Origin of the sequence: Photobacterium sp. GB-36 (assembly GCF_003026135.1) — a bacterium.
Lineage (GTDB): Bacteria > Pseudomonadota > Gammaproteobacteria > Enterobacterales > Vibrionaceae > Photobacterium.
Genome location: NZ_PYNY01000008.1, coordinates 129,239 through 143,307, shown reverse-complemented (window position 1 = coordinate 143,307; position 14,069 = coordinate 129,239). Strand labels below are relative to the sequence as shown.

General features: G+C 42.1%; 13 protein-coding genes. 11 read left to right on the top strand and 2 right to left on the bottom strand.

The features are described 5' to 3' along the window. Position 1 precedes the first annotated feature (1 nt). From ftsE to glpG, 5 genes are all read left to right on the top strand, one after another. Complete coding sequence (ftsE, locus tag C9J46_RS10150; protein WP_006647648.1) at positions 2-670, top strand: cell division ATP-binding protein FtsE; 669 nt, start codon at positions 2-4, stop codon at positions 668-670. Beyond that, the gene (gene ftsX, locus C9J46_RS10145; RefSeq protein WP_107208665.1) at positions 660-1,592 is read left to right on the top strand and encodes a permease-like cell division protein FtsX; all 933 of its coding nucleotides are present in this window, start codon (positions 660-662) and stop codon (positions 1,590-1,592) included. The genes ftsE and ftsX overlap by 11 nt, the downstream gene beginning before the upstream one ends. Before the next feature lie 184 nt (positions 1,593-1,776). Then, positions 1,777-2,637, top strand: coding sequence for an RNA polymerase sigma factor RpoH (rpoH, locus tag C9J46_RS10140; protein ID WP_105061179.1), 861 nt, complete (start codon positions 1,777-1,779; stop codon positions 2,635-2,637). Positions 2,638-3,187: 550 nt separating this feature from the next. Continuing rightward, entirely contained in the window at positions 3,188-3,514 is a 327-nt protein-coding gene (glpE, locus tag C9J46_RS10135) for a thiosulfate sulfurtransferase GlpE (RefSeq protein WP_105061178.1), read from the top strand. A 79-nt stretch (positions 3,515-3,593) separates the two neighbouring features. Continuing rightward, positions 3,594-4,439: a rhomboid family intramembrane serine protease GlpG gene (gene glpG / locus C9J46_RS10130; protein ID WP_107208664.1), complete on the top strand. Its 846-nt coding sequence runs from the start codon at positions 3,594-3,596 to the stop codon at positions 4,437-4,439. 60 nt (positions 4,440-4,499) lie between these two features. Here glpG and C9J46_RS10125 read toward each other — a convergent pair whose 3' ends face one another. Then, complete coding sequence (locus C9J46_RS10125) at positions 4,500-4,919, bottom strand: flagellar basal body-associated protein FliL (protein WP_107208663.1); 420 nt, start codon at positions 4,917-4,919, stop codon at positions 4,500-4,502. Between the two features lie 168 nt (positions 4,920-5,087). Here C9J46_RS10125 and C9J46_RS10120 point away from each other — a divergent pair, with 168 nt between their 5' ends. Then, positions 5,088-5,630, top strand: coding sequence for a chorismate lyase (locus C9J46_RS10120; protein ID WP_107208662.1), 543 nt, complete (start codon positions 5,088-5,090; stop codon positions 5,628-5,630). Next, complete coding sequence (ubiA, locus tag C9J46_RS10115; protein WP_107247035.1) at positions 5,624-6,484, top strand: 4-hydroxybenzoate octaprenyltransferase; 861 nt, start codon at positions 5,624-5,626, stop codon at positions 6,482-6,484. Before C9J46_RS10120 ends, ubiA begins: the two co-directional genes overlap by 7 nt. A gap of 95 nt (positions 6,485-6,579) precedes the next feature. Here the strand turns inward: ubiA and plsB are convergent, their stop codons facing one another. Continuing rightward, positions 6,580-9,021, bottom strand: a complete 2,442-nt coding sequence (gene plsB, locus C9J46_RS10110) for a glycerol-3-phosphate 1-O-acyltransferase PlsB (RefSeq protein WP_107247036.1) — start codon at positions 9,019-9,021, stop codon at positions 6,580-6,582. 351 nt (positions 9,022-9,372) lie between these two features. Here plsB and lexA point away from each other — a divergent pair, with 351 nt between their 5' ends. The 4 genes from lexA (at position 9,373) to ctaD (ending at position 14,062) form a co-directional block, all read left to right on the top strand. Beyond that, positions 9,373-9,993 carry a transcriptional repressor LexA gene (gene lexA, locus C9J46_RS10100; protein WP_005372006.1) on the top strand — a complete coding sequence of 207 codons (621 nt, stop codon included), beginning with the start codon at positions 9,373-9,375 and terminating at the stop codon, positions 9,991-9,993. 140 nt (positions 9,994-10,133) lie between these two features. Next, complete coding sequence (locus tag C9J46_RS10095; protein WP_107290855.1) at positions 10,134-10,931, top strand: class I SAM-dependent methyltransferase; 798 nt, start codon at positions 10,134-10,136, stop codon at positions 10,929-10,931. 356 nt (positions 10,932-11,287) lie between these two features. Then, complete coding sequence (coxB, locus tag C9J46_RS10090; protein ID WP_107208658.1) at positions 11,288-12,430, top strand: cytochrome c oxidase subunit II; 1,143 nt, start codon at positions 11,288-11,290, stop codon at positions 12,428-12,430. A 12-nt stretch (positions 12,431-12,442) separates the two neighbouring features. Then, positions 12,443-14,062 (top strand): cytochrome c oxidase subunit I, encoded by a 1,620-nt coding sequence (gene ctaD, locus C9J46_RS10085; RefSeq protein ID WP_107208657.1) that lies wholly within the window; start codon positions 12,443-12,445, stop codon positions 14,060-14,062. The last annotated feature ends 7 nt before the right edge of the window (positions 14,063-14,069 follow it).

Sequence of the window (14,069 nt, the reverse complement as noted above, 5' to 3'; positions counted from 1 at the left end):
TGTGATTCGATTTCAGCAGGTAAGTAAAGCTTATCGTGGCGGTAGGCAAGCCCTACAGAAAGTAGATTTTCATCTACGTCCAGCAGACATGGCTTTTTTAACTGGTCACTCTGGTGCAGGTAAAAGTACCCTGCTGAAATTAATTTGTGCTTTAGAACGACCAAGTGATGGCCAGATCTGGTTTAACGGTCATGACATCACGCGATTGCCAAATAAGCAGATCCCTTTTCTGCGCCGAAATATCGGTATTATTTTCCAAGATCATAAATTGTTAATGGATCGCAGTGTGTACGACAACGTCGCGTTACCACTGCGAGTGGAACAAGTCTCGGAAAATGAGATTAAGCGTCGTGTTTGTGCGGCACTTGATAAAGTTGGATTATTGGATAAAGCAAAATGTTTGCCGATCCAATTATCTGGCGGTGAACAACAGCGTGTGGGTATTGCCCGCGCTGTTGTTAACAAACCTATGTTACTGCTAGCTGATGAGCCTACCGGCAACCTAGATGCGGATTTATCACAACAAGTACTACGCTTGTTTGAAGAATTTAATCGTGTTGGAGTCAGCGTTTTAATGGCAACCCACGATACATCATTATTAGCGAGTCGAAATTATCGTCGCTTTGATTTACAAAAAGGAAATCTAAGGGAGCTTACTCATGGCGCGTAAATCTACGGGCTTTTTTGCGATCCATCGTCAGCAAGGAAGTGCCGCATTAAAGGATATGTTTCGTCGCCCACTAGGTAACTTTTTAACCTTAGCTGTACTCGCATTTGCGTTAACGCTACCGTGCACCTTCTACCTAATGGCTAAAAATATCACGGTAGTGGCAGATTCTTGGCAAAACCCTAGCCAAATTACGTTGTATTTGAATAACGATGTCAGTGACAGTGACGGTCAAGCTTTTGCTGATACTGTTAAAACTTGGCCTGAAGCAGAAAGTGTTCAATATATTTCGGCGGCCAAAGGATTAGAAGAATTCCGTCAACACGGTGGCTTTGAAAAAGCACTCAGTTTGTTTGATAGTAAAGATAATCCATTGCCAGCGGTGGTGATTGTTAAGCCTGCACCTGATTGGCAGGGCGATGTGCAAGCCCGTGCGCTAGCCGATAAATTAGGTAAAGAGCCACAAGTTAATGAAGTGCGTTTAGATAGTGATTGGTTACAACGTTTAGCTGCTATTCAAGATCTTGCTATAACGTTAGCGGCATTGATGTCAGGCTTAATGCTCTTTGCCGTGTTTTTAATTGTTGGCAATACATTACGTTTACAAGTGTTGAGCCATAAAGATGAAATCCAAGTGATGAAAATGGTGGGGGCAACCGACAGTTATATTTTGCGCCCTTATCTCTATGTTGGTGCTTGGTATGGTTTAATTGCGGCCGTGATTGCTTGGATCTTAGTGGCGATTGTGACATTACTGCTTGATGAAGCTGTGGCGAAACTTGCTAACCTCTATGGAAGCAATTTTAGAATGATAGGATTGAGCTGGGATGAAAGCTTAATTATGGTTATGCTTGCTACGTTTTTAGGCTTGTTGGCAGCACGACTTTCTGCTGGTCGACATCTAAAAGAGATCGAGCCTGTGTAACGTATTGTTTCTCAGCCCTGACATCATTTTATTTATTATTGATGCCTGTAATTCATATTCATTTGTACTTGAGCTTGCAATTGAACTATGTTTACAGGCATTATTGCATGTTCACGTAACGTTCGTTGTCGTTTATTTATCGTTACGATAGAACAAAAATAGCACAAACATACGAGGTCTTTGAATGTCACAAGAGATGTCTGCAATGGCTCTGGTATCAACGGAAAGTTTAGATAGTTATATCCAAACTGTTAATCGTTATCCAATGCTTACGCCTGAGCGTGAGAAAGAGTTAGCTGAACGTCTGCATTACGATGATGATATTAATTCTGCGAAAGCTTTAGTAATGTCGCATCTGCGCTTCGTTGTTCATATTGCTCGTGGTTACTCTGGTTATGGCCTACCAATTGCCGATCTTATTCAAGAGGGCAATATTGGTTTAATGAAGGCGGTGAAACGATTTAATCCCGAAGTTGGGGTACGACTCGTGTCGTTTGCTGTGCATTGGATTAAAGCAGAGATCCACGAATATGTACTGCGTAATTGGCGAATTGTGAAAGTTGCAACGACCAAGGCACAACGTAAATTATTCTTTAACCTACGTAAGTCGAAAAAGCGCTTGGGTTGGTTTAATAATGATGAAGTCAATATGGTCGCAGAGCAGCTTGGGGTTGAGCCTTCCGATGTACGTGAAATGGAATCACGCCTCGCAGCGCAAGATCCTACGTTTGAAATGCAAAATGACGATGATGAGCGTGATACCACACCGGTTGCTCCAGCTTACTATTTAGAAGATAAAAGCTCTGATGTCGCATTAACCTATGAAGAAAACAACTGGGAAAATCATGCTAACAATCGATTATCTCAGGCGTTAGCGAGCCTTGATGAACGTAGTCAGCATATCGTACGTTCACGTTGGTTAGATGATGAAAAATCAACATTGCAAGATTTAGCCGATAATTACGGTGTTTCTGCCGAGCGTATTCGCCAGTTAGAAAAAAATGCGATGAAAAAGTTAAAAGATGCAGTGGGCGATTTTTATTGATCCTTTGCCTCGTGAAGATGAGAAGCCGACCTAAGTGTCGGCTTTTTTGTGCCTGAGGATCCGTAATGACGCTGAGAAACAGAGTGATCTAACTTAGTTGACGGAGCTGAGTATCGTCTTGAATTTAATGAGATATACATCACAATTGTGGGTGTGATTGTGTACTAAATAGCATGTTATCCACAGCTTATGATCGGATCCTAACTATATGTAGTGGATCCTTTGTTTTTAAAACACATTATCAACGCAATTCACAGTTTTTTCCACAGGCGATTACTTTGTGTTCATGTTGTGGTTATGATCATCGACAAGCCCTTGTCTTCATTTGAAACTTCATTAGCCAAGAAGATACTTAGGTGTGGATAAACCCTGATTTTGGCATGGAATATATCCCTAAAAGCTGAGGTATACTGTGCTTAATAATGAGATATCGCAGTAAAACGTCAGGATCATGTGAAAAGGATCTTGTCTGGGTTTGGCGGATCATATTATTTAGCATATGTAGATCACGATGCGATGATAAAAATAACAAGTCAGGTAAAGGAAAATCATGGAACAGTTTCAACATATCTCAGTCGAGCAGGCTTATCAGTTATTACAACAAACGGATAGCCAGGCAGTTTTAGTCGATATTCGCGATCCTCAGTCATTTGCCCTAGCGCACCCAGAGCAAGCGTTTCATTTAACCAATGACACCATGGTTAGTTGGATGGATCAGGTGGACTTTGAGCAGCCGGTGATTGTGATGTGCTACCACGGTATCAGTAGTCAAGGCGCTGCACAGTATTTGATCAATCAAGGTTATGAAAATGTGTATAGCTTAGATGGTGGCTTTGAAGGTTGGCGTCGTGCGGCATTACCTGTGATTGAAGCATAAAGGCTTTACAGTGGTATCGAGCGCGCGATAATGATAGATCTTAAGTCAGATTCTATTTTTGAACAGAAAGGTCATCATTATGTATCGCTTAGCGGGATTTTATAACCCACGACAGGCACAAGCTTTTATCGATTATATGGCCTATCGAGGTATCGAAATATCGATGGCGCCAGAGCCTGAAGGTAAATTTGCATTATGGTTGGCAGATGAGCAATACCTCGTTGAAGCAGAAGCTGAGCTTAATGCATTTTTACTCGATCCAAATAATAACAAATATCAAGCGGCATCTTGGCAAGTCGCTGAAAGCCGAACCGCAAAGTTTAACTACAGTAATCCAAGTTTGATCAACATGGTTAAAGCTCAAGCTGGGCCTTTTACCTTATTGGTCATGGTCGCATCATTAGTGATTTATGGCTTATGGTTACTCGGGTTTGAACAGATCTTATTTGAATGGCTACATTTCCCGTTTATGAATGGCGATCAATGGGAGTTATGGCGTTATTTCTCTCATGCGTTACTGCATTTTTCTCCTCTTCATGTAATTTTTAACTGCCTATGGTGGTGGTTACTGGGCGGGCAAATTGAACGTCATAGTGGTTCTGCTAAATTAGTGCAGATTTTTTTACTGTCCTCATTAGTTTCAGGTTTTGGTCAGTTCTGGCTTGATGGGCCTAATTTTGGTGGCTTATCTGGTGTGGTATATGCGCTATTGGGCTACATCTGGTGGATGGGATGGCTGGCACCACAACGAGGTTTAGTGATTGCCCGCTCTTACGTTGTGTTTATGTTGGTATGGCTAGTGATCGGATTTGCAGAGCCGATGGGAATGTCGATTGCCAATATGGCACACTTATTTGGCTTAATTTCAGGCTGTGTGATTGCGTTATTTGACGCTAAAGTGAATCCACTAAAGCAAGCTAAATAATTAAGAGAAAATATCGTTAAAGGGGCAGTTTGCTTTAACGATATTTCACCGCTTTTTCTTTTATTGATAAAGAAACTTAGTAAAGAGCAGTTCAGCAACGGGCTGTTGGCGCGTTTCTGCTAGCAGGAGTCGATTGACTTGATCTTGGCAAGCTCGGCGGATCTCTTCACGGCCAGCAAGCGATTTGATTTTTGCTTCTGGTTGTTTACTCACAATATCAATAATGGCATCACGGATAAGCGGGGTGTGGTGCTCAATATTGGTGAGGTTGGTTTGATTGTTTATCATCAAATCCACTTGGAGACGAATATAACCCAGCCGTTTACCTTGGGTAACATAGTTGGTTGTGATGTCAGGCTCTAACGTGTAGTAAGTGATTTGAGGGGGAGCTGCCACATCTTCATTAGATGCTATCGCCACTGGGCTTTGAAGCATGCTGACAAGCGTTAGCGCTGCCACAAAAACAGATAATTTTATCATTATACTTATGTTGTCCACTTAGTTTGTGAGAAACAGGTGTAATCTTTGCACGGTAACGATATTCGTACTGGTTACAGCTTGCTACAATAGCAGATCATTATGGTAATAAATTAACTGAATACAACCAAGTGTTATCGATCACGAGTTTGTTGATTAAGTAGTGAGAAAATGTCGGAATTCAAGCAGTTATATAGTCCGTTACTTGAAGGTGCTGTATGGTATCCAGCCTCTGAATGGGCATTAGAAGGAGGTTCCGTTGGTTCTTGGTTACTCGAGTCTGACTCTTTATCGCGCCGTTTAGCCGCGCATTGTCGTGTTTTTTCAGTCACAGTATTAGCACAAAACGTAATAAAAAATAGTGAGTTATCACTATCAGAACGTGCGTTATTAGGACACAGCGATTGTCTTGAACGCATTGTTATGCTCAATGGTGATCAACAGCCTTGGGTCTATGCTCGAACACTAATGCCGACCACAATATTATGTGGGGACGAAAGTGATTTAGCCGAATTAGGCGCAAATCCTTTAGGGTATCGTATTTTTAATGGCAACAATTCCCGTCGTGATGCTCTGGAAGTGGCAAGAATAGGCATGCCAGAACAATCGATTTGGGCTCGTCGTTCAAGATTATGGATTAATGAAAAAGCTATGCTGGTGGCAGAGTTGTTTTTACCTCGCTCACCTGTGTATGCAAGGAATAACAAATGTTAGAAATGACTAAGGCGAGAGCGTTTTGGCAATTAGCGCGTTTTGATCGTCCCATTGGTAGCTTATTATTATTATGGCCAACCTTGTGGGCACTTTTTCTTGCCGCAGATGGCATGCCAAATATAAATGTATTAATTGTTTTTGTCTTAGGTGTCATATTCATGCGTGCAGCAGGATGCGTGATTAATGACTTTGCTGATCGTAATTTTGATGGCCATGTTAAACGCACCAAAGATCGTCCAATGCCGTCGGGTAAGGTGTCTGAGCGCGAAGCGTTAGGCTTATTTTTCTTGTTAGTGCTGGTGTCGTTTTTACTGGTTTTAACCATGAATAGCTTAACTATTATGTTATCTGTGGTGGGAGTACTATTAGCGGCATGTTATCCGTTTATGAAGCGTTATACTCATTTACCTCAGTTGGTTTTAGGCGTTGCATTTGGCTGGTCTATTCCAATGGCATATGCAGCACAAGCAGGTGATTTATCGCTGAGTGCATGGTTATTATTTACTGCTAATATTTTGTGGACGATTGCGTATGACACCCAATATGCGATGGTAGATCGGGATGATGATTTAAAGGTTGGGATTAAGTCGACTGCTATCCTATTTGGACGTTTTGATAAGTTAATTATTGGCTTACTTCAGCTTGCCACGTTGAGCTTATTGATTGCTGTCGGTATGGTGCTGCAATTAGGCCAAGTGTATTACTGGTCATTGTTACTAGCGTCAGGCTTATTTGTTTATCAACAGATGTTGCTTAAAGAGCGCCTACGTGAAAGCTGTTTCCGTGCGTTTTTAAATAATAACTACTTCGGCATGATTGTTTGTGTCGGTATTGTATTAAGTGTCTGCTTCTAGAAACATGACTTAACGCTGTATTTCGTGAGTTTAATTGTTGAGTGTTAAAGATATAAAAAAAGCGCCGTTATGGCGCTTTTTTTCGTTACGTATCTTTATTCTTGTTTGTCTTTAGCGTCATCTAAGTGCATCACCGCTTGGATGGTGAGGTTCACTTCCGGTGAGACTAACGAGGTGAGTAGATTCGCTAAGTTTTCTACTGGACGTGCTACCGCGTGGCACTCGTCATTGAGATAACCTTCGCTACGCAATGTTTTCACCAAAATACTAAATACACCCTTATCGAAAAACTCTGGTGCATTGATCCCGTGTAAACGACTTAGACGTTGAGCAAGCACTTGGCTGTGATGCTCTAAATCATTTTTCGCCATTTCAGGCTCTGCACGGAGTAAAGTTAGTGCAATCGCATAACGTTGTAATGTTTCAGATATCGTGCGAGCCAGTAGCTGAAGAGGGCCAATACGGGCATTATTGATAGAAATGTTAATCCCATCGTTAAGTAATAGACGTTGGCGTACAAGCTCATCAATGATCTTATCAATTTCAGTATTTAGCTGCTCATTATCAAAACGTAAGAACAATTCCGCTTTTAAGAATGGATACAGTAATTCAACTTGTTCATGAATTTCATCATTGGTTAAGCTTTGCTGCTGTACCACAATATGCGCAATCAACGACGGTAATGCGAATAAGTGAATGATGTTATTACGGTAGTAAGTCATCAAGATCGATTGTTGACGATCAAGCGAAATAATATCGCCTAAGGTGTCATGCTCAACCACGAACTTATCCATTGCAACCGCATGCTCAATCATTTGCTCAGCATTTTCTTTTGGCGTTGTACACTGGCTTGAATATGGCGTATTACGCAATAGTTCAAGGTAGCATTCAATTTGCTGCTCTAGTACTTCACGGCTTAATGCGCGTTGTCGTGATGCCAGTAATGCAAGGGCGCATAACGTCATTGCATTGGTTGCTGCAGCGTCGTTAATATGTGTCATCATCTTAACGGCTAAATCGTTCACGACAGGCGTTAACCAGCTTGGTTTTTGCGGCTCGATTGGGTTAATGTCTTTGTGCCACTCAGGTACATTGTCATTTAAATATTGGTTAAGCGGAATAGGCTCACCAAAGTTGACATAACCTTCGCCTAAATTACGCAACTTACGTAATGTTCGGATAACTTGGCCGACATTTTCTTTCTCTTTACGCTTACCTTGTAGCTCTTTTGCGTAAGTGCCCACTTCCATTACATGCTCATAGCCGATGTACACTGGTACTAATGTAACGGGACGGTTTAAACCACGCAGCATAGCTTGGATTGTCATTGAAAGCATACCGGTTTTTGCCGGTAATAAGCGACCAGTACGCGAACGACCACCTTCACTGAAGTATTCAACTGAATACCCTTTAGTAAATAACTCAGATAAGTATTCACGGAATACTGTTGAGTACAGACGATCACCACGGAAACTTCGGCGAATAAAGAATGCACCACCACGACGGAAAATAGGACCGGCAGGGAAGAAGTTTAAGTTAATACCAGCGGCAATGTGTGGCGGTACTAAGCCTTCGTTATAAAGCACGTAAGAAAGCAATAAGTAATCCATGTGACTTCGGTGACAGGGCACATAGACTATTTCATGACCATCTTGTGCTAAACGGCGCACACGTTGGGCATTTTTGATATTCAAACCTTGGTAAAGTTTGGTCCATAGCCAGCGTAGGAAACGCTCACCGTTCTTGATCAGTGGGTAAGAGAAATCTGCCGCAATTTCTTCCATCATACCGATGGCTTCTTTACGTACTTTTTCAACCGGTACTTGGCGGCTGATCGCTTCTTCTTGTACCACTTTATCGATGGCTTTAGAGGCAAGTAGACGCTTAAACAACAGCTGACGATCAGGCAGGCGTGGGCCAGATGTCGCAATTTGCTGGCGTGAAAAATGGATTTTTGCCACGCGAGCTAATTTTTGTGCAATCGCATCATCGGTACCATGATGATCGGCCATATAACGCAGCGATACTGGCGTACTTAAACGCACTAAACAGTCACGGCCATGCGTTAAAATTGCCCAGAATTTTGCTGGACCATTTAACGGACGTAAGGTTGCTTTGCGTTGGGATTCTTTACCCGGTGCTCGTCCCCATAAAATAGAAGCGGGCACTAACTGAATGTTTAATGCTGGATCTTGTTTGTGTTGCTCAAGTAACTCGGTAAAGAGTTCAATCGAATCTTGAGGTAGAGCATTATTAGTGCCGAATACACTCGGGCCTTCAGCAACAAAGACAAAACGTGGAAAGCTACGGCCATTAATTTCTAACTTAGTTAATGGATCAGGTAGCCCTAATGCTTTAGCGCTGCTACGCAGTGTTAATAAATCAGTATTAGAGCAATACGGTAAAATGTAGGCGATTGGCCGCTCTAAATCTAACTCTAAATCAGCAACAGGATCAGATGGAATGGTTGCTGGTTTAACTAATAAAGAAAGCGGCAACTTTAATAATTGTTGATAAAATTTTTGCCAACGTGACATATTTATAACGAGCCTCAGAATCTTAATGCGCCGCAAGGATAGCAGAAAATGATTGATTTCATGCAGCTAAAATACAGTTGATAGCGGTTAAATTATCATTTTTTATGGTCTTTTATTGTTTCTTTTTGACCGATGAGTGGTTTAAAAAACAATCTGGCATGACCAGTGAGTTAAATCTAATTGATTCTACTGAAATTATTATCTTTGCGAGACGGCTGTCATTATTTTAGTACCTAAGATCTGATAGGTTTGATTAACTGATCAAATTGGTGTTTTCGTAAACAATTGCCTTTTAATGTGGCTTAACACTGGATATACTCACAGTGAACTGTATAAAAAGACAGGTGACTCATGAAGCCGTTGACATTACGCCAACAAGAAGTCTTTGATTTAATCAAAGCAAAAATAGACGAAACAGGTATGCCACCGACACGTGCTGAAATTGCACGTGAATTAGGTTTTCGCTCTGCGAATGCGGCAGAAGAACATTTAAAAGCATTAGCACGTAAAGAAGTGTTGGAAATTATTCCAGGCGCATCGCGTGGTATTCGCTTACTTGTCAATCAAGAAGAGCCAGAAGAGCAGGGACTACCACTGATTGGTCGTGTCGCTGCTGGCGAACCGATTTTAGCGCAAGAACATGTTGAAGCGCATTATGAAGTCGATCCTATGTTATTTAAACCTCGTGCCGATTTTTTACTACGTGTAAATGGGATGAGTATGAAAAATATCGGGATTATGGATGGCGACTTGTTAGCTGTACATAAAACCCAAGATGTTCATAACGGTCAAGTTGTGGTTGCACGTGTTGATGACGATGTAACGGTTAAGCGTCTTGATAAGCAGGGAGCCAAAGTATTACTCCATGCTGAAAACGAAGAGTTTTCACCGATTGAAGTTGATCTTGAGCATCAAAGTTTAACCATTGAAGGCATTGCTGTTGGCGTGATCCGAAACGCTGATTGGATGTGATGGTTACTGAACGACGGATTGAGTGAAGCCAAAAAAGCGCAGTTAAAGCTGCGCTTTTTTATTGTCTTAAGAAAATGACGAGTAAGCTTTGCAAATCTAACTGATAATTATTATCATCCTTAATTCATAAGGAGATAATGATGACGAAAATAAAGCGCTACACCATTCCCTCTGACTTACTTCAACCGCTTTGGTATCGCAGCCGAGAAAGCTTAGCCGATGATGGTCTTATTTATGATCCGGTGGCTGCCGTAGCGTGTCGTCAATGTTATCTCGAACCTGATTGTGTCGGGCAACAAGTTCCTCAGCGTCAACTTTTGCATGCCACTTTAACTTTGCAGTGCGATAAACAAGTAAAAGACTTCTTAACTCGCTATCCTTATGGGCAGGTTGTTAATCTTGGTGCAGGGCTTGATACCCGCTTTTACCGCTTAGATAACGGACGTTGTCGCTGGTTTGAGTTAGATACTGATGAAAATTTACTTTGGCGAGAGAAACTATTTCATCGCAGTGATCGTTATATGCTGAAAACGGGTTCAGTTACTGATCTCAGTTGGTTAAAGCGTCTACCGAAAAGTGCTCAAACACCGATACTTTTAATTTGCGATCAAGCACTATTAGCCTGTAATTCAGCGCAATTAGCGACATTTATCCAGCGTATGGGGTGTAGTTTTAGCCGTATGGAAATGTGTATCGTGGTTGCGGGCGATCTATGCCATATCCCTATTGCGAAAAAAATGGGCTGCGGTGAGTATCATCATGGCTATCGTGATCCTGCGCAACAAATGATTAATTGGTTACCGTGGGCTGAGTTGATTGATTGTTTTAGCCCATTTGATAATCCCTGTCCGAGATGGCGAACATGGCAACGTTGGATTGCTAAAATGCCCAGTATGAAATATCGCTTAACGCCTGTTGTTGTTCATTTGAAATTATAGCGAGGTATGAATATTACTATCGTTAATCTAAATAACGATTCTCGTACTTGTTGTAACTTATTGATATTGTGATACATGATAGCGAGTAGTTTATTTGTATCTATATATCAAAGTGTTATCTACTTTTTTGTTAGTTATTTTATATCCATGATTCTTTGCGTATTCTGCGATTCCTGCCTACGTTAAATATATCGAGACATTTTTATGTGTTGGTATGTGCTGCTCAATAAATGCTTTAAATAATAAAAAATAAATAATGCCGATTTGATAGCTCAGCTGCATCGTTAGTCATAGAAGCATTCTGCCACATAAAATTCGTTCAATTGCATATTTGAATGACAGGGGAGGTCAGAGCGATGGTTCGTTCATTGATCGCAGGAATAGCGAGTGTACTTTTCTCAATGCCGCTGATGGCTGACACCATACAGCTTAATATGACACCGGGTGTAACGGCGGTAAGTCAGAATGTATACAGTCTTCATATGACCATTCTCTACATTTGTATCGCGATTGGTGTGGCGGTATTCGGAGTTATGTTTTGGGCTATCTTTCACCACCGCAAGTCAAAAGGCGCAAAGCCTGCTTCATTCCATGAAAGTACTAAAGTAGAAATTATTTGGACGCTGATCCCGTTCATTATCTTAATAGGCATGGCTATTCCTGCAACTAAAACGTTGATTGCAATGGAAGACACCTCAAAATCGGATGTAACTATCCTTGTGACAGGCTCGCAATGGAAGTGGCATTACAACTATTTCAACCAAGATGTTGAATATTACTCCCACCTTGCTACAAGTGCTGAACAAATCAGTAATCAACGGCAAAAGCGTGACAACTATTTATTAGAAGTTGATTACCCCTTAGTTCTTCCTGTCGGGCAAAAAGTACGCTTTTTGATCACCTCACAAGATGTGATCCACTCATGGTGGGTGCCCGCTTTTGCGGTGAAAAAAGATGCTAATCCTGGCTTTATTAATGAAGCGTGGACACAAATTGATAAGCCCGGTATTTACCGTGGTCAGTGTGCCGAATTATGCGGTAAAGATCATGGCTTTATGCCGATTGTGGTGATAGCCAAACCACAAGCAGAATACGATGATTGGCTACAGAAAACCAAGATCACGCAACGTAAAGCGCGTGAAGAAGAGCAGCGTTTGTTGGACATGCAAATGTCATTAGATGAGCTTATGACGCTGGGCGAAAAAACCTATACCGCGCGTTGTGCCATGTGTCACCAAGCTAATGGGCAAGGTATTCCAGGAGCATTTCCAGCACTGGCTGGTGAAGGGGTTTCAGTTGATCCTAAACGTAAGTTAGAGCACATCAGCGTTGTTGTTCACGGTAAGGCAGGTACCGCGATGCAAGCGTTTGGTCCACAACTGAGTTTGAAAGAATTAGCCGCTGTTATTACCTATGAGCGTAATGCGTGGGGGAATAATACTGGAGAGTCTGTGCAAGCAGCGGAAGTACAAGCGATTAAAAACGGTCAGCAACTATAAAGGAGAGTAAGCATGACGGATATGATGCGCCAAGAAGCTGAAATTGATACTGCTGGCTGTACTGACACAGAACACGACCATCATTCGCATCCTGCGAAAGGGCTAAAGCGTTGGTTATTTACCACCAATCATAAAGATATCGGCACCCTATATTTGCTGTTTAGTTTAACCATGTTTTTTGTTGGCGGCGCAATGGCGATGGTTATTCGGGCTGAATTATTTCAACCGGGCTTACAGTTAGTGGAGCCCAACTTTTTTAATCAGATGACCACAGTTCATGGTTTGATTATGGTGTTTGGCGCCGTGATGCCCGCTTTTACGGGATTAGCGAACTGGATGATCCCAATGATGATTGGGGCACCAGATATGGCTTTGCCAAGGATGAATAACTGGAGCTTTTGGATCCTGCCTTTTGCATTTAGCTTGTTGTTAGCCTCTCTTTTTATGGAAGGGGGCGGGCCTAATTTTGGTTGGACATTCTATGCGCCACTTTCAACAACATATAGCCCACCGAGTACGGGATTGTTTGTGTTTGCCATTCATATCATGGGAATTAGCTCAATCATGGGAGCGATTAACGTTGTCGTGACCATCGTGAATATGCGCGCACCAGGCATGACGTATATGAAAATGCCACTCTTTGTTTGGACATGGTTGATCACCGCATTTTTACTTATCGCGGTTATGCCTGTTTTAGCAGGCGCAGTGACCATGGTATTAACCGATAAATATTTTGGTACGAGCTTTTTTGATGCGGCGGGTGGTGGTGATCCGGTGATGTTCCAACATATCTTCTGGTTCTTTGGTCACCCTGAAGTTTATATTATGATTTTGCCGAGTTTCGGTATTATTTCTGCCATTATCCCTGCTTTTTCGCGCAAGAAACTCTTTGGTTATAGCTCTATGGTGTACGCCACGGCATCCATTGCTGGGTTAAGCTTTATCGTCTGGGCACACCACATGTTCACCACGGGAATGCCTGTCGCAGCAGAGCTATTTTTCATGTATTGCACCATGTTGATTTCAGTCCCTACGGGGGTGAAAGTCTTTAACTGGGTGGCAACGATGTGGCGAGGATCATTAACTTTTGAAGTGCCAATGTTGTTTGCTATTGCGTTTATTGTGCTCTTTACCATTGGCGGTTTTTCTGGATTGATGCTCGCTATTACGCCTGCTGATTTTCAATATCATGATACCTATTTTGTAGTTGCCCATTTCCATTATGTGTTAGTCACTGGCGCTATCTTTTCGATCATGGCTGCTGCCTATTATTGGTTACCAAAGTGGACGGGACACATGTTTGATGAGCGTTTGGCGCAATGGCACTTCTGGTGTTCGCTGATCTCGGTCAACATCTTATTTTTCCCAATGCATTTTTTAGGATTGGCGGGTATGCCACGTCGTATTCCTGACTATGCCCTGCAATTTGCAGATATTAATGCCGTGGTCAGTATTGGTGGTTTCTTGTTTGGGGTCTCTCAATTGATATTTATCGCGGTCTTGGTGAAATGTATTCGAGGGGGAGAAAAAGCACCTGCCAAACCATGGGAAGGTGCTGAAGGGTTGGAGTGGACAGTCGCATCACCTGCGCCATATCACACCTTTTCAACACCGCCCAAGATTGATCCTTAGGAGGCGT